Source organism: Methylocapsa sp. D3K7 (assembly GCF_029855125.1).
GTDB lineage: Bacteria > Pseudomonadota > Alphaproteobacteria > Rhizobiales > Beijerinckiaceae > Methylocapsa.
Genome location: NZ_CP123229.1, coordinates 1,982,839 through 2,004,269, shown reverse-complemented (window position 1 = coordinate 2,004,269; position 21,431 = coordinate 1,982,839). Strand labels below are relative to the sequence as shown.

At 56.3% G+C, this 21,431-nt stretch carries 20 protein-coding genes; 11 read left to right on the top strand and 9 right to left on the bottom strand.

Translation table 11 applies throughout. The features are described 5' to 3' along the window. Positions 1 to 115: 115 nt before the first annotated feature. Entirely contained in the window at positions 116 to 1,015 is a 900-nt protein-coding gene (locus tag QEV83_RS09150; RefSeq protein ID WP_280130877.1) for an ImmA/IrrE family metallo-endopeptidase, read from the bottom strand. After that, positions 1,012 to 1,362 carry a helix-turn-helix transcriptional regulator gene (locus QEV83_RS09145; protein WP_280130876.1) on the bottom strand — a complete coding sequence of 117 codons (351 nt, stop codon included), beginning with the start codon at positions 1,360 to 1,362 and terminating at the stop codon, positions 1,012 to 1,014. Before QEV83_RS09145 ends, QEV83_RS09150 begins: the two co-directional genes overlap by 4 nt. A 106-nt stretch (positions 1,363 to 1,468) precedes the next feature. Between QEV83_RS09145 and QEV83_RS09140 the strand changes: the two genes are divergently transcribed. From QEV83_RS09140 to QEV83_RS09120, 5 genes are all read left to right on the top strand, one after another. Further along, positions 1,469 to 2,434, top strand: coding sequence for a CBASS oligonucleotide cyclase (locus QEV83_RS09140; RefSeq protein ID WP_280130875.1), 966 nt, complete (start codon positions 1,469 to 1,471; stop codon positions 2,432 to 2,434). An 8-nt stretch (positions 2,435 to 2,442) separates the two neighbouring features. Next, complete coding sequence (locus QEV83_RS09135) at positions 2,443 to 2,958, top strand: hypothetical protein (RefSeq protein WP_280130874.1); 516 nt, start codon at positions 2,443 to 2,445, stop codon at positions 2,956 to 2,958. Further along, positions 2,958 to 3,896 (top strand): AAA family ATPase, encoded by a 939-nt coding sequence (locus QEV83_RS09130; protein WP_280130873.1) that lies wholly within the window; start codon positions 2,958 to 2,960, stop codon positions 3,894 to 3,896. The genes QEV83_RS09135 and QEV83_RS09130 overlap by 1 nt, the downstream gene beginning before the upstream one ends. Next, positions 3,893 to 4,618: a DUF6602 domain-containing protein gene (locus tag QEV83_RS09125; RefSeq protein ID WP_280130872.1), complete on the top strand. Its 726-nt coding sequence runs from the start codon at positions 3,893 to 3,895 to the stop codon at positions 4,616 to 4,618. The genes QEV83_RS09130 and QEV83_RS09125 overlap by 4 nt, the downstream gene beginning before the upstream one ends. Before the next feature lie 203 nt (positions 4,619 to 4,821). Continuing rightward, positions 4,822 to 5,448 carry a DUF2971 domain-containing protein gene (locus QEV83_RS09120; RefSeq protein WP_280130871.1) on the top strand — a complete coding sequence of 209 codons (627 nt, stop codon included), beginning with the start codon at positions 4,822 to 4,824 and terminating at the stop codon, positions 5,446 to 5,448. Between the two features lie 91 nt (positions 5,449 to 5,539). Here QEV83_RS09120 and QEV83_RS09115 read toward each other — a convergent pair whose 3' ends face one another. Next, positions 5,540 to 7,405, bottom strand: coding sequence for a DUF262 domain-containing protein (locus QEV83_RS09115; protein WP_280130870.1), 1,866 nt, complete (start codon positions 7,403 to 7,405; stop codon positions 5,540 to 5,542). 115 nt (positions 7,406 to 7,520) lie between these two features. On the opposite strand from QEV83_RS09115, the gene QEV83_RS09110 reads away from it, so the two are divergent. Further along, positions 7,521 to 7,685: a hypothetical protein gene (locus QEV83_RS09110; protein ID WP_280130869.1), complete on the top strand. Its 165-nt coding sequence runs from the start codon at positions 7,521 to 7,523 to the stop codon at positions 7,683 to 7,685. Here QEV83_RS09110 and QEV83_RS09105 read toward each other — a convergent pair. The 6 genes from QEV83_RS09105 to QEV83_RS09080 form a co-directional block, all read right to left on the bottom strand. After that, positions 7,666 to 8,541 carry a zincin-like metallopeptidase domain-containing protein gene (locus tag QEV83_RS09105; protein WP_280130868.1) on the bottom strand — a complete coding sequence of 292 codons (876 nt, stop codon included), beginning with the start codon at positions 8,539 to 8,541 and terminating at the stop codon, positions 7,666 to 7,668. The genes QEV83_RS09110 and QEV83_RS09105 overlap by 20 nt on opposite strands. 279 nt (positions 8,542 to 8,820) lie before the next feature. Further along, complete coding sequence (locus tag QEV83_RS09100) at positions 8,821 to 10,908, bottom strand: UvrD-helicase domain-containing protein (RefSeq protein ID WP_280130867.1); 2,088 nt, start codon at positions 10,906 to 10,908, stop codon at positions 8,821 to 8,823. A gap of 4 nt (positions 10,909 to 10,912) precedes the next feature. After that, the gene (locus QEV83_RS09095; RefSeq protein WP_280130866.1) at positions 10,913 to 13,687 is read right to left on the bottom strand and encodes a site-specific DNA-methyltransferase; all 2,775 of its coding nucleotides are present in this window, start codon (positions 13,685 to 13,687) and stop codon (positions 10,913 to 10,915) included. Positions 13,688 to 13,689: 2 nt separating this feature from the next. Beyond that, a complete protein-coding gene (locus QEV83_RS09090) occupies positions 13,690 to 16,776 on the bottom strand; it encodes a DEAD/DEAH box helicase family protein (RefSeq protein ID WP_280130865.1) in 3,087 nt (1,028 codons plus the stop codon). A 251-nt stretch (positions 16,777 to 17,027) separates the two neighbouring features. Then, the gene (locus QEV83_RS09085) at positions 17,028 to 17,531 is read right to left on the bottom strand and encodes a hypothetical protein (RefSeq protein WP_280130864.1); all 504 of its coding nucleotides are present in this window, start codon (positions 17,529 to 17,531) and stop codon (positions 17,028 to 17,030) included. A gap of 34 nt (positions 17,532 to 17,565) precedes the next feature. Next, positions 17,566 to 17,904, bottom strand: a complete 339-nt coding sequence (locus QEV83_RS09080; protein ID WP_280130863.1) for a hypothetical protein — start codon at positions 17,902 to 17,904, stop codon at positions 17,566 to 17,568. Positions 17,905 to 18,354: 450 nt separating this feature from the next. On the opposite strand from QEV83_RS09080, the gene QEV83_RS09075 reads away from it, so the two are divergent. The 5 genes from QEV83_RS09075 to QEV83_RS09055 are packed head-to-tail and all read left to right on the top strand — an operon-like array spanning position 18,355 to position 21,179. Next, positions 18,355 to 18,864, top strand: a complete 510-nt coding sequence (locus tag QEV83_RS09075) for a DUF3489 domain-containing protein (RefSeq protein WP_280130862.1) — start codon at positions 18,355 to 18,357, stop codon at positions 18,862 to 18,864. A 1-nt stretch (position 18,865) separates the two neighbouring features. Further along, complete coding sequence (locus QEV83_RS09070; RefSeq protein WP_280130861.1) at positions 18,866 to 19,102, top strand: hypothetical protein; 237 nt, start codon at positions 18,866 to 18,868, stop codon at positions 19,100 to 19,102. Beyond that, complete coding sequence (locus QEV83_RS09065; protein WP_348273275.1) at positions 19,056 to 19,352, top strand: DUF2924 domain-containing protein; 297 nt, start codon at positions 19,056 to 19,058, stop codon at positions 19,350 to 19,352. Before QEV83_RS09070 ends, QEV83_RS09065 begins: the two co-directional genes overlap by 47 nt. Further along, positions 19,339 to 19,635 carry a recombinase family protein gene (locus QEV83_RS09060; RefSeq protein ID WP_280130860.1) on the top strand — a complete coding sequence of 99 codons (297 nt, stop codon included), beginning with the start codon at positions 19,339 to 19,341 and terminating at the stop codon, positions 19,633 to 19,635. The genes QEV83_RS09065 and QEV83_RS09060 overlap by 14 nt, the downstream gene beginning before the upstream one ends. After that, on the top strand, positions 19,548 to 21,179 hold the full coding sequence (locus QEV83_RS09055) for a recombinase family protein (protein WP_280130859.1): 1,632 nt from the start codon (positions 19,548 to 19,550) through the stop codon (positions 21,177 to 21,179). Before QEV83_RS09060 ends, QEV83_RS09055 begins: the two co-directional genes overlap by 88 nt. Positions 21,180 to 21,431 lie beyond the last annotated feature (252 nt).

Genomic DNA, 21,431 nt, shown 5'->3' with positions numbered 1-21,431 from the left:
CCGTCAGCGCTCGGTGCATCGTTCATGCGGCTGACCTTCGGCAGCTGCGTCAGGCGAGCCCCGCCGCCATGGTCGCTCTCGCTTCTTTTTCTGTTGTGCCGGAAAGCAACATCGGTCACCGGCGAAAGCGGGGAGTCCAACGCTCAGCTAAGCCTTCCTCATCCTCGCCATCCTCCTCCTGATATGTTTCGTCCTGTACCGACGGGCAGGTCAGGACGGTCAATGTCTTTCCGTATCTGCCAAGACCGATCACCTCTTCAGTCGCGCGGGCAGAGCGGGTGCCGCCCAGCCAATCCATGATGTCGATGTCCGCGTCAGCGCGGTCAGAGTTGGCAACACGTGCAGGATTCGCGTTGAGTTGGGCGGTGGCCGTATCTCGGGGAACCGGCGATCCCTTCCGCAACCACGTGAGTTGTGGCAGTGATTTGATGGTTTCAGACAGAAAGCAGAAATCAATGACCGGGCCGGTGCTGATGATGATCGCCACGGCATCGTCAGTCAGCTCAGCGTAGCGAATTGCCGTCGCGGTCAGGGAGGTCCGGCAAAGATTCGCCAGCGACTCGACGATCTCCAGACCAGGATTTTGCCGGGCAAGAGCGCGCTTGAATGGAATGCTCGGCATAAGAAGTCCGGCCGCAAACTGGTCTGCTTCGAGTTCGTAAGGATCAGCCGAGACAAACCCGGCATGCGACTCGTGTGCTCCGTCCTCAGGCAGGATATGGTCGATATGCCCCTCTAAAAAATAATGGCCCAGCTCGTGGCCAATGCTGAACCTCTGGAACCCTTCGCTCGGAATGTATGTGGCATAGAGAATCCCGAAGAGGTCACCGTGCCGGAGCAACATCCCCGAAACGCCTTCGGCAGTACCGGGCTTTGCCTTGACCTCAATACCACGGCTGGCCGCTATGGCGAAGGGATCTACTGGCAATGTTGTTATCCCCTCGTCGCGCAGAAACGCTTCGGCATTTTGCTTGGCCATTTTGAGGCGGTACGCGTGATTCTGAGATTTCGTCATTTGCGTTTTGTTTCGGCTTTTTTTGCTAACATCTCAAGGAAATCCTTGGCTATTTCACGATCCCTACCGGTCAACTTGCCCACGTCGCGATAAAGAGGGTCACCCGCCTCGGCAAGACCAGGGTCATCGACACGACCGAGCAGGTAATCGGTCGTAACCTCCAACGCATTCGCGAGGCGTCGCAGGGTGTCAAAGGAAGGCTTGCGCGAGCCGGCCTCGAAATGGGCGATCGAGCTGGGCGGCATTTCGGCGCGTCCGGCAAGATCGCTCTGGCTCCATTTGCGTAGGTCCCTGGCAGCCTTGAGGCGTTCCTTGAACATTTCAGAGGGATTTGGTTTCTTGGTCATGGCGATATCGACATGTTGGACTTGACTCTCTTTTCTGATCAGGGCAGAATCATACTAGACATGTATGCCATGGCGAAGTCGCCAATGGCAAGTCAAAGGATAAAATATGGCAAGACAGCACGTTGATCATGGGGATATTGCGCGCTTTGGGCAGGAAAGAGTGAACCTGCCTAAGGACAAGGCGGACGAATACCGTGCACAGGCGCGACGCCTGCGCGAGAAGCTAGACGGGTATCTGGACGAGCACCCGGACTTCACCCTGAAGAAGATGCTGCTGTCAGGCAGTCTGGCGAAGGGCACGGCTCTGCGGTCGCTCAACGACATTGACGTTGCCTGCTACATCAGCGGCGCCGACGCGCCAGGCGATGTGCCGAAGCTGTTGAACTATCTAGCGGACAGGCTGCGCAAGGCCTTCCCAAATTTCAGCCCTGACCAGGTGAAGCCGCAGACCTACAGTGTGACGGTCTCGTTCAAGGGTTCGGGCCTCGATGTGGACGTCGTGCCGATTCTCTACAACGGCGACCCGGAATGGTACGGAAACCTTGTCAGCCAGGAAGACGGTTCGTTTCTGGAAACCTGCATTCCTCGTCACCTCGAATTCATCAAGAAGCGCAAAGACGCTCACAAAACGGACTTTGCCCAGATCGCGCGGCTGATAAAGTTCTGGGCGCGGAATCTCAAGCGCGAACGTGATGGATTCAGGTTTAAATCATTTATGATCGAATTGATTCTCTCGCACCTTGCGGATCAGGGATTGAACTTTTCTGATTACCCCGAAGCGCTCCAGCACTTTTTCACATACGTCGCACGCAGCAATATTCGCGAACGAATCGCATTCGGCGACTACTACCAGCCTTCGACAGTCGGCTCATTCTCCGTGCCCGTGAAAATTATTGACCCCGTTAATGCCAAGAACAACGTCAGCCAGCTTTATACCGCTGCAGAGGCTGATGCGATCGTCGATGCCGCACTCGATGCCGGCGACGCCATTGATGCTGCTCTCGCGACACCCACAAAACAAGAGACCGTCTATTACTGGCAGAAAGTCTTCGGCTCAACATTTCAAGTGTGAGAATTACAATGAGTTATAGCTATACCATTTCGAAAACCGAATCCTTCACTGTGACGCATGCGCGACACATGGCGGCAAAGGTCGCCACCGACCTGAAGCGCATGCAACGGCTCTATGGTAGCCCGAGCGATGCTAACATCGCCAATTACGAAGCCGAGATCACCGAGTTTATGAAGGAAGGATATCTTGGAACGGTCACTTACGGATTTCGCCGCGATGGCAACTGGATCGAACCGACGCTGCGCTACACGGCGCGTGATCTTGCCGGCTCTTCAGCCAATGATGATGATCCGGGACGAGTCCGGCCCAGCGCAAATATCGCCGGTGCGACATTCTACAGCTATATGACATACAGCGCAGCATGGGACACCGCATCTGCCGCCGATAAGGGGGCATTCGAGAACCGCCTCCCTTTTCAGCGAGGCAGCGCCTCCGAGCCGGGAGTAAACGGCTACCTCAGTGAAGACCGAACCTATTCGTCAGGCGGTCGTGCCCTCAATCGCGCGAGCGTGAGGAGTTACTGATGAGCAACAGACCCGCAATCGATGAGCTATTCGAACGCCGGATTGCTTATCCGGATGTTGACGCACAGGAACGCCTGGCCCGCCTCGTCGGCCTTGACGATCACAAGGCGCGATTGACAAAGATCCTCGGCCTGCTCGTCAATCCGTCGGGGCTAGAATCGTGGGCAAAAAGACACCATCCAGGCGCGAATGGGGTGCTTAACGCCGTATTAAGGCGTCCTCCGCTTGTTGTTCTGGCTGGTGATGTCGGCGCCGGCAAGTCCGAGCTTGCAGAGACTATTGGCGATGCCGTGGCTCGGCAGGAGAAGATCGACATCACGCTTTTCCCGATGAGTCTCTCGACGCGCGGACAGGGCCGTGTCGGCGAAATGACGCAGCTTCTTTCCGCAGCATTTGATCATACGGTCGCTGAAGCGAATAAGCTGAAGGATCATTCCGGCAGCGCACGCGGCGCTGTCATTCTTCTTGTCGATGAAGCCGACGCTCTCGCGCAATCGCGCGAGGCCGCCCAGATGCACCATGAAGACCGCGCGGGCGTGAATGCTTTTATCCGCGGTATCGATCGCATTGGAAACGGCCGTCTTCCGGCTGCCGTGATCATGTGCACAAATCGGCTCAATGCGCTTGATCCAGCCGTGCGCCGACGTGCAGCGGATATTCTGACGTTCTCGCGACCCGATGAGGCGCAGCGACATGCCGTTCTCGCTAATCCGCTCAAGCAGCTCGGTTTCTCCAAACCGCAGATTGATGCGTTGGTAGCGGCAACAGGCGCACAGAACGGGCGTGCCTACGGTTTCACCTTCTCGGACATCACACAGCGCCTGCTGCCAACAATAGTGCTGGATGCCTATCCGACAAATGCTGTCAGCCCGACGCGGGCCGTGCAAATCGCGAGAGACATCGTCCCGACGCCACCCTTTCAGGAGACGGGAACATGACCGCTTGGTCCCTTTCGCAACTCCTAGCCGGGCTGCACGATGATATCCAGCAGCGGCTGGAAACCGTCCGGAAGAGCTTTGGTCACCCCGTAACAAAAGGCGACGCCAGCGAAAAGGTCTGGCTCGAACTATTGCAGACCTATCTGCCCCAGAGGTATCAGGTGGCAACGGCGCATGTCGTCGATAGTAATGACATGTTCAGCGATCAGATTGACGTGGTGGTGTTTGATCGCCAGTATTCGCCGTTTATTTTTCGTTACCAGGGGCAAATGGTCATTCCTGCGGAAAGCGTTTACGCCGTATTTGAAGCCAAGCAGAGCATGAACGCAGGCCAGGTCGAATACGCGCAGAAAAAGGTCGCAAGCGTCCGCCGCCTCCATCGCACGAGCCTCCCCATCCCTTATGCAAAGGGAACATATCCCGCAAAGCCGCTTATTCCGATTTTGGGTGGAATACTTACCTTCGAGAGTGACTGGACTCCCCCATTTGGTCAGCCTCTATCTGACGCGCTCGGTGTCGGCGGAGAGGACAGCCACCTTGATATCGGCTGTATCGCTGCACACGGATATTTCAGTCGCAACCCGGAAACGAATGCCTATGAGACTTTTCCAGGTGGCAAGCCGGCGACAGCATTCTTGTTTAAGCTAATCTCGCGGCTCCAGTTCAGCGCAACTGTACCGATGATCGACGTGCAAGCATATGCGCAGTGGCTATCGAGATAGATTACTATCGATTGTAGGTGTCATGTCTTGCCGCTCACACGGCCATCCGGATCCTCCGACAATTGCAGTGAGGATTTAGGACCGGCAACGATGAGGGACTTGCGCATTAACGTGAATGCTTTGCGTGTGTAGAGTGATTTCCGATAAGGAAGTTTATGTAACGCTTTGAGAACTTTTATTGCCGCCAAAAAGGAAGAGTAAAAGTGAGTTCGTTTCGCCGCTACACAAATTTAGCTGCTACCATCCATTTGCTTAGAAACAAATCCATCACGCTTCTGAATCCCGCAACGTGGGATGACAAAAACGATGCTTATTTCATGGCAGAGTATAAGCGCTATAAGAAAGCAAAAACCGTTCTCGCCTTATGTTTCGCGGAATGTCAGGAAACGTACCACCACTGGAGGGTCTTTTCGAACGGATCAGATGGGGTATGTATTGAGTTCGACAGGGAGAAACTCTTGTCAACTTTTGCAGAACACCCACAGATCAGCAGCAATTACGTTAGTTATAAATTAATTAAGGAAATAAGTAGCCTCAAGTCTATAGAACTTGAGCAACTGCCATTCCTAAAACGACATCCATATGAGGATGAACGCGAATTCCGGGTTGTTTACGTCGGCACCAAGGAAGTGGCAGAGTACCAGGACCACGACATTGAGATCGGGTGGATTAAGCGGATCACGCTCAGTCCGTGGATGTCGAAGACGCTCGGAAACTCCGTGAAAAATACCCTTAAGTCGATCAAGGGGTGCACAAACCTAAAGATTGCTCGATCTACCCTTGTCGACAACGACGCTTGGAAAAGGCTCACCGCGCGAGTCCACGAGTGATTGCCTAATGGGGGCAACCGTCCCCCGCCGGCTGCCTGGAGGTATCGTGCTTAAATGGATAATTAAGCGCTCCCAACTGTGACGCCTCTTTTTACCTGCACCAAATATGCAATGCTCGCTCGAACAGCTCTTCACCGCGTTCGAGAATCGTCGTCTCATCCCAGACTGGCATTTCCAAAAGATTCTGATTGATCGGTAACAGCGAGTGCTTCTTCATCTCCCGGCGCTTTTGGTCCCAACCATAATTCGATTGTGCGGCATTCAGGCCCGTACTGAGGATGGTCAAGTTGCCTAAGGTCTGTAGGGCTCTTTCACGTTTACGCGTCGCAGCAGCATGCGGATCATTTTCTGTTGCCCGGTAGAGTTCCATAAAGTCCATACCCTTTGAACCGTCCTGAAGCGGCCAGTTCTCTATCCAATCTTGCGGCATGATGTGTTCAACAGTCGGCTGCTTGGAAAAAGTCAACGCTTCGCACTTGGAAGACAAGTAGGTTTGATTGAGACGGGCATAGAGATAAACCAGTTTCGGGCTGTTCAGCGGACCATAGAGCGGTTTGTGTAACCAGGCTTCGCGGAAGGCGGCATTATCAGGCCACACACCAGATTCACCCGTTTGCGCAAGCAATAGCTGCTTTAGACTTGCGGCGTTGTAGCCGTCCTTCCGCAAGCTTCGGGTTAATGATAAAAATATACGGTTATAATTCTTCGTCCCTAAATTGCAGACAGCACGTCGAAGCAGGTAAGATTCTAGGATATGCGATATCTCGGTCCATTCCGCATCATCGAGATCGACATCCATTAGCGCTAAGAGAAGCGGGTAGGCCGTTCGGATATCATAAGCATCGAGGAACGAGCAAAGCTCAAAAACAATGTCACCTTGCACGGGCGCGATGATACGCCGGAAGTGGTCTCCCTGGCGTGCAAGCGTGGCGAGTTCTTCTGTCAAATTCTGGAACGGGTTCGTCGTTTCCAGCCAATGTCTGTATTCCACATAGAGGTGTTTTATCGGAATGTCCTGGCCCTGGCGACTGGACAGAAAATGCTGCATGAAGAGATCGCTACGGGGGCGATTTAGACGACCCTGCTTTACCTCCTCACGCCAGAACTCTTCATCGAAGCGGCTCCAGTATTTTTTGTAGACCGCCTCGATGTCAAGATTTTCACGGTTGGCGCGGAAGAAAATATAGTTTCGCAGGAGGTCAGCCGGCAGCAAAGGTTCGCCGCGTGCATTCAATGTCTCAAATATGACTTGCGGATCATCATCCTTTTGCAGGTCAATCACGACGACCATTAAGGCGTTGCGCAATGTCTGAAAACATTCATCGACGCGAGCCGATATGGGATAGTTTGCCGCCAAGGGGCTTTCGCCATCATCGCCGAGGAAGAAGCCTTTCAATTGATCGAAGAAAAAGAGATAGGCCTCAACCATACGGGGACGTGGATCGGGTTTGCGCGCGTATGGCTTTTTGCGGAGTGGATTGCGCTTCAGCACCTCTTCCCGCGATCCGGCGGACACCACATCAGTAAATTGGGGACGATCAAGTTGTGTTGGCCAGACCTTGAACTTATCGACGTTCGGGTCCGCCATCATGCCGGTGTTGAACAGAAATTTATCACACTCAGCAGCAAGCGCATCGCATCCTTGCGCCTTACAGAAATCCCGATATGCAGAAAGAAAAACCTGAAGCGTCGTCAGCCGTTGCTGGCCGTCGATCACCTGCCGGACGACAACATGTCCGGTCGGTGTCTGCTTCTGATCAAGGACCATAGCGCCCAGAAAATGTTTTGGCGCATCCTTGCGCCCTTCAAGGGTTTCGGTGAATTTCCGTTCAATATCTTCCCAGAGCGGCAACCATTGCTGCTCTTCATTCCAGACGTATTGGCGCTGAAAAAGCGGAACTTCAAGTCGTTGTTTCGCATCAAAAACCGCGAGCAGAGAAGATTTGTGAACGTCCATTAGTTTCAGCCTGTATTAAAAATGCCAGTTGAGACATCAAACACAACGTCAGCCAAGCAATCGGCCTGATCCAAGACGCGCGAGCATAGCAATATCGCTGTGTCACGGCGATAGGATGTTGACAGAACGCAATAATCTTGCTCTCGCGGAGCTTTTGCGGGGGATGCCGGGCGGGCGGGATCGCAACCGGCGGGGGCTGGCCACCAAGAGCTGGGCCAAGGGAAAAGGCCGCCCCGAGGGCGGCCCCGTGCCGGGCGGCATCAGCCTTGCAGCCCGGTAAGATACGCCGCAGCCTCGGAGGCTTTCGACGCGGCGGTGAAGATCGCCTTCTTGTCTTCCTTCATCACCGTCAGCCAATGGGCGAGATATTGCGCGTGATCGGCGCGGGGTTCGTCGGTGATTCGAAGGTCGGCGCAGAGAAAGGCGGCGCCCAGCTCGGCGACAAGCTCCTCCATGGCGTAGGCGTGATCGCCGAAGCGTTTACCGAGCTGTCGGTTGCACCGGGACTCGGCTGAAGTCCAGTGCGTCAGCTCATGGCAGAGCGTCGAATAGTACGATTCGGCTGGCGAACTGGTCGGCGAACCGATGAAGGCTTCGCGCGGGGGAAGCTGGATGCTGTCTGTCGAAGGGCGATAGAAGGCGCGGGTTCCACCATGCTCGATCTGCGCGCCGGTCGCGGCGACGAAGGCCTCGGCCTGCTCGACCGGTGTCATGGGGATGACGGGCGGCATGCCAATCGCTGGCGGCTGATAGCCCTCTACCTGCTCGGCGGCGAAGACCGGCGTTGCGCGGGCAAAGAGGCGGGTTTCAGCCTCGCCAGATTCATCGGCAATTTCAAGCTCCTTGTAGAAGACGACATAGGCGGCTTTCTCGCCCTTGCGGATTTGGGCGCCAGCCTCGGCCCATTGGCGGTAAGTGCCCCATGTGCCGGAACTGTAGCCGGATGCCTCGGAATAAGCCCAGAGTGCGACGACGTTGACGCCGCGATAGGCCTTCTTCGAAGAGACGTTGACCGGGCGCATGATGTTCCCAGCGGCTCGATGCCATGGAAGGCGAAACTCTCCCGCGCCGCGCTCGATGGCGCTGACGATCTTGTCGGTGATGTGCTGGTGAATGTCGAAGCGTTCTTTTGTCATGGTCGTTCCCCTTTGCTTCGAGGTCCGCGCGATTGCGGCCTCGTGGGGCAAAAGGGACCGGGACCATTGGGCGAGGGATCAAACGCTGCGCCCTAAGGCGCGCCGCCATGCGGGGCGGAGCTGCACAAGCGCAGCGCGGAAGCGAGCCGCGTTGATCCGGAGGCGGGACCGGTCATAAGTCCCCACATGGAGAGGCCGTCTGCGTGGACCGACTTAGGGGGAACGATTCAAGATGGGGATGCGAAGAGATTCATGGCTCACGGAAAGGGTAGTTTCCGCTCATACCGTCAGATCGTCGAGGAATTCGGACGCTGGCTCGACACTCGTTACGAGCAAAAAGTCCCGCGCCCGCGTACAGGCGACGTAGAGAAGATGACGCTCGGTTTCATAGACTTCTTGCAAATCGGCATTGTCGCCGACTGTTTCGATGCGTTCCTGCAATGGGATGATTTCGTCGTCACAGGCCATCACGACGACGGCGCGAAACTCCAGCCCCTTGGCCAAGTGCATGGTACAAATTGAAACGTGGCCGTTGGCGGTTTCAACACGGTCATCGAGAATCTTGAAAGAAAGGCCGGATGCCATCACAGCGGCGCGGGCACGATCCAGCTGCGCTGCCGACCGGACGAATATGCCAAACTCGTGCGGCAGCAATCCGCCTTTGCCATGGTTTTTGATCCAGTTGGCGACAAGCGATGTCTCTTCGCTCTCCGACTTAAGCGCATGAATCGTGGGCGCCGGGCCATTGAACACCGAAACCGTATCGCTCCGATCCTCCTTGTTGCCGTCCACGTCGCATACGGCTGGTCCAAGCAGGCGGTCCGCCTGAGTTCGGATTTGATGTGATGTCCGATAATTCACGCGCAAAGTGCGGGATCGGCCCCGAATATCGACGCCAAGCGCCTTCCATGAGAATGGCTGTTGAAAGATGCGCTGCCCGATGTCGCCAGCAAAAAAGAGCGCGTTTAAACGACCTTTTCCCAAAGCAGCGAAGAAGCGCATGTGCGCAACGCTGACGTCCTGCGCCTCGTCTACAACGATAAAGTCGAAGACTGTATTTTTGTTGTTGGTGATTGACGTAGCCAGCGAGCTAAATAGCTGCGCGTACGTCATCAGCTTCTGTGCCTTCAGGCCGACGCGGACGCGCTCGAATATGGACCATAACATTTTACGTTGTGGCTCCGGAATTCGTGTTTTCCTGCCGAGACGAACTACATCGCGGTATGCTTCCCAGTCGTCCAACTGCCATGCATCAACGACCTGTTCCCATTCCGTTATGAGAAAATGCAGTCCGAATTTGTGTTCATCTACGGCACTTGCGGCCTTTCGGATCAGCTCGTGGACGACCTCGTCGCCGGCGATCGTCGGCTGCCCTATATGAGCCTTATAAAGCCGGAGACCGATTGCATTGAGGGAATGGACATCAATTCTTTCCGCCAGACGCGGCTCATTTCCAAGTAATCGGTTCAGTTTGGTTTGCAGGGCATTGGCGAGCGCGTCGGAAAAAGTTGTCAGCAGAACCCGTGCATCAGGGTTTGTGCGGGCCAGATGCGCCGCACGGTGCAACGCGACGATGGTCTTGCCCGTGCCTGCTGACCCGGAAACACGCGCAGGCCCCGTATAATCGCGCTCCACCAATTGACGCTGTTCGGGGTGGAGGAAGACAGTCCATTTTTCCCATGGGAAATCGAGCGCGCGCTGCAACTCATCCACATTCGCCATAACGCGGAATCGACGTTGCGCGTCGGGATGATCGAAGGGACTTGTTGCGGGAGCTGCTGGCTGAGGCGCTCTGGGCTTGCCGCCGGTCGCAAGTTCCAGCAACGCTTCCGCAGCCTCGCCTGGCAAGTGATCGGTCAAGGCAAGCAACGTGTCCTCGCTCGCCATCTTGATATCACTTAACCATTCGACGGGGACGCCGTAACCCAGAAGTTCATCGTCGGACATATCGGCGAAAATGCAACTTTTCGGATGAGACGGTTGCGGCGCGCTGGCAACCTCCGTCTGGACGAAAACCGGGACGAAGATTTCCTTGACCGTCTCGCGAATTTCGACGAGTTGCGCGGCGCCTGTCTTGGGATGCGTCTCCAGTTTTCGCCGTTCAGCCCAATCATAAGCGTCGTCGTGGTGTCCGACATAGCAGAGCAAAAGGCTGGCATCGCTCCTGTGAACGATAAGCCGAATGTCGCTGCTCGCCCGCACCGACCAGAATTTCTTATCCTTCGCCTTAACGAGCTTGTGAAAACTGAGGCCGGGACTGGCCGGGTTGAGCTGCAAGTCGAAGGCCGTCGTCTTGACGACCTTCTGCTCGTCGCCGGTCAGGCGGGCAAGACTATCGGTAAATGTGTCGGCGATGCGGAATTCCATGGGATCAAACCCTGAACACCTTCATGACCTCATCGCCGAGATGATTGATAACCTTGACGGCAATCCGGCCGTTCTTCGGCTTGGCGAAAGGACGGGACGTGTCGCTGTTCAACGTCGCCCATGCTTCCGGGTCGATTTCGGCTTTCAGGGTTGTTTTCAGGGCGTTGTAGGGATCATTCGCACCGAGAAAGTAGGCGTGGCGGACGAAGAAACTCTCTTCGTTGTAATCGGTGTCGATAAACCAGCAGGCAATTCCATCGGCCCCATCGCTGACGACTTCCCCGGTTTGCGGTTTGAAGACATCCACGCCGTTGACCTTGATGCGAAGTTTGCCGTCCGCCTCCGGCAGAAGGGTAATGTCCGGCTCGCCAAAGATGACGAAGAGATTGCCTTTACCGGTGTTCTTGAGGTCTTCCGCCATGTGCAGGTCAGCGTTCATGCGGGCCTTGAGCACGGGGATGCGGCCTAACTTGTTGAACTCTGTAGTATGCGCCTCGTAATTGAAGGCGCAGGCGATCAAGACATCGAACGCGGCATCGCCAGCCTCACGGGCGGCGGCAACGAGGTCCGTCCGCTGGACCGTGCCAAACTCGGGGCCGATAAAGATGGCGGCGCGTTTTTCTACGTCCCCCTCCATGTACCGGCCTTCGGCGCAGACCAGATCGCCGGGCCATGGGATGAGCGCGGTGAAAGTAATCCGGTCATCTTTATGCGCCTGCTGAACTCCGGCGGTCTTGAGGTTCTCCAGAATCATTTGCGGGAAGGTTTGCTTCGCTCCGTATTCGTCTCCGTCCTCCCTGAAGCCGTCGATCAATTCATCGTTTTCATCGACGCCCAGCACGCGGTGTGGTGACAGACTTTCGACCGTGAAGGGTCCGGCCACGCGAACCTTCTTTTTATCATCATAAGGTTTGTCGTAGAGATATTCGAATTCGGCTTTGGCAGCGATGGAAGCATCGTTTTCCTTTTGCCGAGCAATGCGAGCTTGCCACCAAGCGGCGTGAAGTTTCTTCGCCTGCTCCGGCCATGTTTTGTCCACATCACGCGGAATTTCCCATTCCGCGCAGGTCTTCTTGAGCGCCGCGTTCAGCGACTCGCGCAGCGGCTCCAGCTTTGCCTGCCACTTGTCCCAGATGACATCGATTTCGGCATTGTTCGCAATTGATTTGAGCGTGATGTGCGGCACACGCTCATAGACGAAGCCATGGCGGATGTTCCCGCGCACTGGTTGGGAACTCGGCGCAGTTCTGGCGACTTCGCCTTCCTTGATCTGCCCTTCGCGGGAATCGGCTAGTAAGTAAAACGGATAGCGTGCTCCCATTATACGAGCACGGGCTAGAGCTAGTGCCACGCGCGACGTGTCAATCGTGATCCAACGGCGGCCCCATTGTTCGGCGACAGCAGCGGTGGTTCCGGAACCACAGGTAGGATCGAGCACTAGGTCGCCCGGATCGGTCGCCATTAGAAGGCAGCGCTGGATCACCTTGCTTCCTGTTTGAACTACATAAACTTTAGGATCCGTAAAAGATCCAGTACCCGTATCAGTCCAAATGTTCCTTAATGGAACCACGGCATAGTCATCCAGCATCCGCATATAAGCGATCGAAACTCCGGAACGTGTCACCCGGTCTGATCGAATCAAGCGTTGCATCCCACTCGGAGGGGTCGACCACTGCCTCTTGCCTATATCGTATTTCTGGCCCCTAAACTCTGCTAGGTATCGTGTAGTGCTAGCCTGCGTCTGTGAAGTAATTTCACTTATTCGAAATGTTCGTGGGTTCAGATCACTAGGGTGTTCGGCGGGCTCCGAATTGCGAAAGGTTCGGCCATCATCAAGTCGCACGTGCCTATACAGGAGCGATGATGAAGATAAGTCCATTTTATCCGTCGTGAGCGCTCGATATTTCGTGGAGCGGCCGTTTCGGCTATACCACAAAATGTGATCGGTAACGTTATCTATATATTCGCTTGAAGCACTGGTAGTCGTTTGAACAATAAGGTCGGCTATAATATTCTCATCACCAAACACCTCATCCATAAGAGCCCGAACGCGGTGAACATTTTCGTCGCCGATTTGGACAAAGATAGAACCTGACTCTGTGAGGAGATCACGGGCCACCATGAGTCGGTCACGAAGATAGGTGAGGTAACTGTGAATGCCATCCCGCCAGGTATCGCGAAAGGCTTTCACCTGCTCCGGCTCACGGGTAATTTGATCGACTTTGCCATCCTTTACGTCACGGCTCGTGGTTGACCATTGAAAATTGCTATTAAACTTTATGCCGTAGGGCGGATCGATGTAGATGCACTGCACTTTGCCCCGCAAGCCCTCGCGTTCCGCCAGACTCGCCATGACCTGAAGAGAATCACCGAGGATCATCCGGTTCGACCAGTTCTGGTCGTGCTGATAGAATTCGGTCTTGTCCACGCCTGTGGGGATGCCGTTAAAGTCCGCGAAAAGGTCGGCTGTGAGCTGCCCGGCGTTATGCTCACGCTCCCTGGATTGACGCAGGAGATCGTCGATCAAGGCTTTGGGGTGCACCTTCTCCTGAATATAAAGCGGCGGAGCATGAACAATGAGGTCGCTCCAATCCTGCTCATCCTTGCCACGCCAGACCAGTTGAGGATCAAGGTCGGTATTTCGCGGGTAGCGGATTTTCTTCGGAGCTTGTTGCTCCTTTTCCAGCACCGATTGAAATTCGGCCGTCGGGATGTTCTTCCGCTTTTCAGCGTCATGCGTCAGAGTTTCGATGGTCTTGATTGAGGGGCTTTTGGCCATAATTATTCTTTCCCGTCCGCCGCCTGCACAATGGCGGACGCAATCAATTTGTTGAACTCGCTTTCGACCTTGGCCTTGAAATCGGACTCGATCTGATAGATTTCCGTAAATTCGGCAAATGCCCAACGGCCGCATGTGCCGAGATGGTTCACCGCTGGCACCCAATAAGTGTCCATCGTGGATTTCTTTTCCTTCGCGTCCTCGCGGCGGTAACCCTTGATTTCGACCACGAGATGCAACGGATCATCCGTACCGTGGCCGTCATCCACCAGAACAATAAAGTCCGGTAGATACTTGCGCGTCTCGGAGCCGTATCGATACGGCACTTCAAGTCCAAGGTTATGGTTCTTGGTGTAGGCGAGCACCTTGGGATGAGATTCAGCGACCCGACAAAACTCGCCCTCCCAGTCGCTGTCGAGTATGACCCAATTGACGTGATTCTTCGGCGGCGGCCCGCCCGTTTCCCAGCGGTCTGCGCGCGACGTGTTGAACCTGACATGGCTGGTCGAGCCGATGCGATTGTAGGGGTCGAGCAACGCCTTGATCGGACGTTCGCCCAAAAACTGCCGGGTGATAGCTGCGGTGATGCGGTTACAGGCCATGTCGGCCAGCTCCTGATACATCAGCAACGCGGGATAGGTTTCGCCCTTGCAGATGAGACAGGAGTCAAGCCATTGCTTGGTAATGCGTTTCAGTTGACCAAAAAGGTGGAGCTTCGGTTCCTCGCCGGGGTCCCGCCATTTGGTGTAGAGCAGCCGCTGGGTGACATTGAAGACGAGCGTCGAAGGCCGCATGTCGCCCAGATGTTTCAGGCTCATATCCACGCCTTCGCCGATAATGCCCGAATTGCGCGTGATGGAGGGGCCGACGATGTCCGGGCTTAAGACCAGAATGGAGTCATCGTTAAAATCGGCGGTCAGCCTTTCCTCGGGCAACTCCACACGGTAGCCTTCGACACGGGGGAAGCGGATTTCGAGTGCATCACGGTCGGGCCGGACCGCCTTGACTTGAACTGTCTCACGGGGCGGCTGGGGCGGCGCCACCACCGGCTTTGCGGTGAAGTCGAAGGGAATGCCGAAGACGTCGGCGTACTCGACGTTGAAAAGCCCCTTATCGGGTCCATCCTCGTTGACTTCGTAAGACTGACGACGCAATGCGCGGCCAATTACCTGCTCGCACAACAGCTGTGTGCCAAAGGCGCGAACGCCGAGAACATGGGTTACAGTGTTTGCATCCCATCCTTCCGTGAGCATCGAAACGGACACGACGCAGCGCACTGAACCGCCAAGCTGGCCGGCCTTGCCGACTGTATTCATGACCTCGCGGAGCAATTCCTGATCGGTGATGTTATCGCCGGCACGGGCATCGCCGCTGCGCTCTACAATTTCGCGACGAAACCGCTCGATCTCGTCAGCGGCCATGCCACGAAAGTTATCGTCGAGCGCATCGCCGGCTTCGAGCTGTTCACTGTCGATCAGGAGGGTATTTGGACGGGGAAGCGGATTGCCCGTAGTTTCATCGAAATTGCGGAACAGCGCCAGGCGCCCATGTTCCAGCGTCGAAGTGCCGTCCACGTTCTTGCGATGAAACCCGGAAATGAAGTCATAAACCAGTTTCGAGATGGCCGTGTTCTGGCAGACGATAATAAAACAGGGAGGCACCTTGATGCCTCTGTCCTTCCAGAGATTGAACGTTTTTTCATAATGCCCATAGAGCGCTTCCAGCGCCGTCTGCAAGCGAACGGGCAGTTTAAGAGGGTCGAGTTCCTCGCCTTTGCCGCGCCCTTTCTTGGGCATATCCTTGCGGATATTCTCCCAAAGATCGCGGAACATCGGCATTTCCTTGCCGGGGATGTTTTCCGCCACCGGAACACGCGGCAATTTCACGATGCCGCACTCGATAGCGTCCATGAGCGAAAAATCGCTCATCGTCCACGGGAACAAAGTGCCTTCGGCGTAGCCGGAACCACGAAGGAAGAATGGCGTTGCGGACAAATCTAAAACGCGGCTCACACTCAGCTGGCGATTCACGGCTTCGAGACCTGAAATCCACAGGCGCGCAGCTTCGTTGTTCTTTTCAGCCTCTTTCTTCTCGTCGCCTTTCAGGTCTTCATCATCCGATTCTTTAGGCTTTTCACGATAACAGTGATGCGCCTCGTCATTGATGACGATAATATTCTTCATGCCCATCAGGTCGGGCATGACACGCTGGAGCATTTGTCCTTCCGTCTCCCGTGTGTTCAGCTCATCACCCAATCGGCCTTGCAGGAGTTGCCGTCCGCCTTTCGAAAGTTCAATGCGTTCTCGAAGTTTGAAAGCGTGGTAGTTGGTGATGACAATCTTGGCCCGCCTTACGTCTTCGAGCATGTCGCCGGGAACGAGTTCGCGGCTGGCGTAATAGCTGTCCGGATCATTCGGTTGCAGGACGCGCAACCGGTCCTTGATCGTTAGTCCGGGAGCACAAACCAGAAAGCCCCGCGTAAATTGTTTGCTTGTGGGGTGGCGCACTGCGTTGACCGTCTGCCAGGCGATGATCATTGCCATGACGGTCGTCTTACCTGCGCCGGTGGCCAGCTTCAGCGCAAGTCGCATTAATTCGGGGTTGGCATCTCTGTTCGCTGAAGCGAGAAGATCGAGCAGTCGTTTCCCATTCTTAGATTGCGACGCGACTTCCGTAAGCCATATCGCCGTTTCAACCGCCTCGATCTGGCAGAAAAAGGGGCGGACACTGCTGAAATTATGCTGCCGCCAATGCTGAAGGAGTCTGGCAGTCTCCGGCGTGACCTGCCACTGACTGGAGTTGGGCAGACTACGCCAAGTATCGACATAGCTCCGGACTTCATTGATGATCGAATTCGGATCGTATTGCTGCTCCTTGGTCGAAAGGCCTTTGCCTTCGTCAAACACAAAACCCGATTGCGCGGCAGCTTTTCGTTTCTTCGGCTTTGGAATCGGGGTGATGAATTTTGCGCCGCGTCGGCTTTCAACGAGTTTCTGCGTGGGTTGGCCCGATTCATCAAGCTCCCAGTGTCTCAGAGGGCACTCGTACGGTGAATTCAGAATAGGGTGATCGAAAAAGGGATTGGACATGGTCAGCTCAGGGTATCATGGCGGACTGGCGCGTCGTTGACAGTGATGTTGGGGTAGCATCGATGCTGCCGCCGTAACGCGCTGTAAGCACGGAATCGACGCGATACGCATGTCGGAGACGAACCGACTTCGAAAACTTATGACTATTGTCAATTAAAGAAAGCATAGAAGGGTTTTACGACCATTCCTATGCGAAAAGAAGCCCCGAACTTTTACATTTCGCCAAGTTATACACTTTACAGCCGGTTCCCTTATCTTTCCCGATCGGGCTCGTTATGGCCGCCGGCTGGAAAGCCGCGTTCGTGGCGTCCCCTATCTTCTGAAATCCGCTGCTGTTTCGCAGCGTCATCCCTCTGGTGAGCGGCCCCCGGTGAGCGGCTCTTGCCGTGGCGGATGCAGGCGTCCGTCTTGTTCGGGTCCGAAACGCAGATGCAGTAGACCGCGTCGGACAGGCGCAATTCCGGACCTTCCTCGAACAGCCAGGTTGTGGGACGCGCTTCTGGCTCGTCGTCCAGCCTGCCGACCGTGATGTGCTGGGTGCGGCCGTCCGGGTCCGGGCGCTCGATCAGGATTTCGCCGGGCGCGAGGTTGAAATGGCGATGCGCCAGATGCAGGGCGAACCGGGCCAGTTTGCCATGGCGCGCCAGCACAGCGCGGACTTCCTCAAGGCAATCCAGATCGGTTTCATCAAGGGGCGGGGCCTGATGCAGCTCAGGCAGGTCTGCCCATTGCATCGGTCGGATGGATAGAGCCATGTGAGGTCTCCCGAGCGGTTGGACTCTGGAACCGTTATTTCGAAAAATTCCAGGGCATCTTGAATGTCTTGCTGCAGTGGCTGGTAATGAAACCCTTCAGGGCTGACAGAAGCTGATGATCGGGCTCCGCTGGTCCGTAGGGGTTCTCATCGAGACTCTCGACGACGTCGAAAAACTCCTGTTTTCCATCCCGGCCGTAAAAGGCATCGTTCGCGCACTGCGCAAAATCCGGGTCCCCATACTTTCCGAGGGCCATCAGGAAGCCATCGATCAATACGGAGCGCTCCCGTTCCGGCATTTTCAGGAAATCAAGATAGCTGTAATCCGGGGCATTGGCCGAGGCGATGAGGATGATCAATGCAGATTTGAGCATAGAGGGGCTCCGGTTTCATTCCATTGCGCGCCAGAGTTCCGACGCTGGGAGTTTAAACACCATCATGAACGTAAATCGACGGTCCCCGGCCCGGAAGCGGTAGGGCAAAATCTGGCAGATCGTTTGGGGGGGAATGGAGGTAGCGGACCTCCGACTCGACCCCCCACGTTTGTAGGAGCGACCGACTGTGATCTCGGCGCGCGGATACACCGCGTCGAGATAATCCGCTTTCGCTCCTAAGCGGGTGGATAAGGACGTGCACGGAAGCGACACAAAACGAGATTTGAACTCCGAATTCGACTGGACTTCGGCGGCAGACTACGCATTGCTGTGGGCGTCGGCTGCGGACTTGGGTACTGGCCGGCGCAGTTAGGGCTCGCCCCGCGATGTGCGGGGCTTGGGGTCGTGCGAGCGTCCATTACGGCGTTGCGACCCAAAGGAGCCTAAATCATGTCGATCCATTCCACCGAAATGACCCAAATCCCCGCGAGCGCTATTCCCAAAAAGGGAAGGGCTGAATCTGTGTCACGGCGCAAGTCGCCGCCGGCTGTGGTTTGCTCCAAAAAACCGCTGCGGTCCATGGAGCCGAAGCCTGCAAATGTCTCCGGCACGAAACAGCCCCCCAAAGCTGATGAACGGGAAGTCGTGTGCTTCGCCACGGACAAGAAGCCACGGCGCTCCCCAAAACCGCAAGTCACGCAAGCTACCACAGCGATCGTGCTGCGAGAGGCCAACGAACCAGCGGCCGGGGTCACAAAGCAGGAGCGGATGCTCACACTTCTCAGCCGGCCGGAGGGCGCCACGATCAACGAGATGATGCAAGCGACCAGTTGGCAGCAGCACAGCGTCCGCGGCTTTTTGGCGGGCACGGTGAAAAGGAAGCTCGGGTTCTCGCTGACGTCAGCGAAGCCCGATGAGGGTGGTCGCCGCTACCGGATCGAGACGCGCCGCGTCCGCTGACATGGCGAAACCGTCGATCAATCTCGCCGAGGAGCTGCTGCGGCTCGCGGAGATGACGATCTTCGAGCTGCGCGGCGAGTTGGCGGCGGCTGCACCGGATGGCGCCGCCGATGCGGCTATCTCGCGATCTCTTGGTGCGCGGGATCAGCTAAAAGCTCCAGGAGAGGCCGCTCGGCGGCCTCTCCTCATCGATTCTCCGCAAGCTCGAGCGCTCAATCGGCGAAACGACGATAAGTGATGCGCCCAAGCCCGTGCCGCAGATCTCTCTGAAGACCGGCACGCGGCTCGTGCGCGAATGGCGCGGGATCACCCACACCGTTCTTGTCGAGGCGCAAGGGTTCGAATGGAATGGCGGGCGCTACCGGTCCCTCACCCTCATCGCCCGTGAGATCACCGGAGCCCATTGGTCGGGTCCTCGTTTTTTTGGTTTGAGGAAAGGCGCTGCCCAAGCGATGGAAAGGGAAGGGGGCGAACATGCGCAAGCCTGACCGCCCGAAGTCCAGTCAGAATGTCCGCTGCGCCGTCTACACCCGCAAGTCGTCCGAAGATGGTCTCGAGCAGGGGTTCAACTCGCTCGCCGCGCAGCGCGAAGCCTGTGAGGCCTATGTGACGAGCCAGCGCCATGCCGGCTGGGTCGCACTGCCGGACATGTATGACGATGGGGGCCTCTCCCCGGCGGCACGATGGAGCGCCCGGCCCTGCAGCGGCTCCTCTCTGATGTCCAAGCGGGCAAAGTCCAGATCATCGTCGTCTACAAGGTTGACCGCCTGACCCGGTCGCTCGCCGATTTCGCCAAGATCGTCGAGGTGTTGGACACCCATAACGCCTCCTTCGTTTCGGTCACGCAGCAGTTCAACACCACGACCTCGATGGGGCGCCTGACCCTCAACATGCTGCTCTCCTTTGCCCAGTTCGAGCGTGAGATCGCCGGCGAGCGCATCCGCGACAAGATCGCGGCGTCGAAAGCCAGGGGCCTATGGATGGGCGGCAATGTGCCGCTTGGCTATGATGTGAAAGACCGCAAGCTCATCGTCAACGAGGCCGAGGCGGCGACCGTTCGGAGGATTTTCCGGCGCTATGCCGAGCTCGGCTCAGTGGCCATGCTCAAAGCCGAGCTCGACCGGCTGGGGATCGTGAGCAAGCGCCGCGAGGGCGCCCACGGCGTGCTGTCCGGCGGTAAACACTTCGCCCGCGGCGCGCTCTACCTGATGCTGCAGAACCATCTCTACCGCGGCGAGGTCGCCCAAAAAGGCAAAGTCTACCCAGGCCAGCACGAAGCGATCATCGATCCCGAACTCTGGCAGATCGTCCAGGACAGACTCGCCGCCAACCGCCGCGAGCGTTCCCTGGCGGTGGGCGCGGAGCAGCCGAGCCTGTTGGCCGGTTTGATCTTTGATAGCGACGGCCAGCGTCTCACACCGACCCATGCGGTCAAGAAGGGCAGACGTTATCGCTATTATGTCTCGACGGCACTGATCACCCGTGCCCGCGCCAAGCCGGTCAATGGCTGGCGCATTCCGGCGGGCGACATCGAAGCGCTGGTGCTCGACCATCTCCGCACGTTCTTCGCGTCGAGGACCGGCGTCGCCGACTCTCTCGCACCACTTGATCTTGATGTCCATGGGCTCGATGCCGCTTTGTGCCATGCCAACGCCATTTCAAAGCGCTGGTTCGCCATCCCGCCGATCGAGATGAGAAGCCTCGTCCGGGATATTGTTGAGCAAATAGTCCTCACCGACCGGATCGAAATCCAGTTGAACCGAGCAAAGATCGCCAAGGTGCTACGGGCAAAAGTGCAAGGCGAGCCCGGTCTTGATCCTGTTGTCCTGTCAATCGAGGCGAAGCTGCGCCGCGCCGGCAAGGGGAAGCGCCTCGTCATCGCCAGTGGCGTCAACGCGCAAGTCAACCAAGGCATTGTCGAACTCGTCACGGAGGCTTTCGCGATCCGAAGCTTGCTTCTCTCAGGATCTGACGACAGCATCGAGGCAATGAGCGCGCGCCTCGGAATGAACAAGTTTCGCCTCACTTCGCTTGTCCGGCTGTCTTATCTCTCTCCCGATATCATTCGCGCTGTTTTGGCAGGACGGCGCCCCATCGAGCTCACGTCCACCCGGCTCTTACGGCTGAGCAAAGACCTGCCGCATGACTGGCAGGAACAGGCCCGTTTCCTCAATGTTGCCCTAAGTCTTCCCCAGCACTCCGGCGAAGCGCTCCACATCCGACAACCCAAAAATGGCCCTGAGAGACACCACGCGTCTTCGCGCCCCACACCTGGGCGTTTGACGTCTCTGCTGGGAACCATTGCACTCAAGTGAGCGCTAACACACGGAATTCTCGGGACTATTTCGGCAAGTGCCGCAACCGAAAATACCTAGTAAAACCATGAAGTTTTGTGGCTGATGAGACAGTCGCGCGCGAACCCGTCTCTCGCAAAATTTTCCCTCAGAGCAGGGAAAAATGCAGGGAAAAACGCAGAAAACGAAATTGAGTATAGCTGGTAGGATCACCGCAGTTTTGGCAAGTGACCACCAAAGAATCAGTATAGGGGTCAAGTTGACAAAGAATTT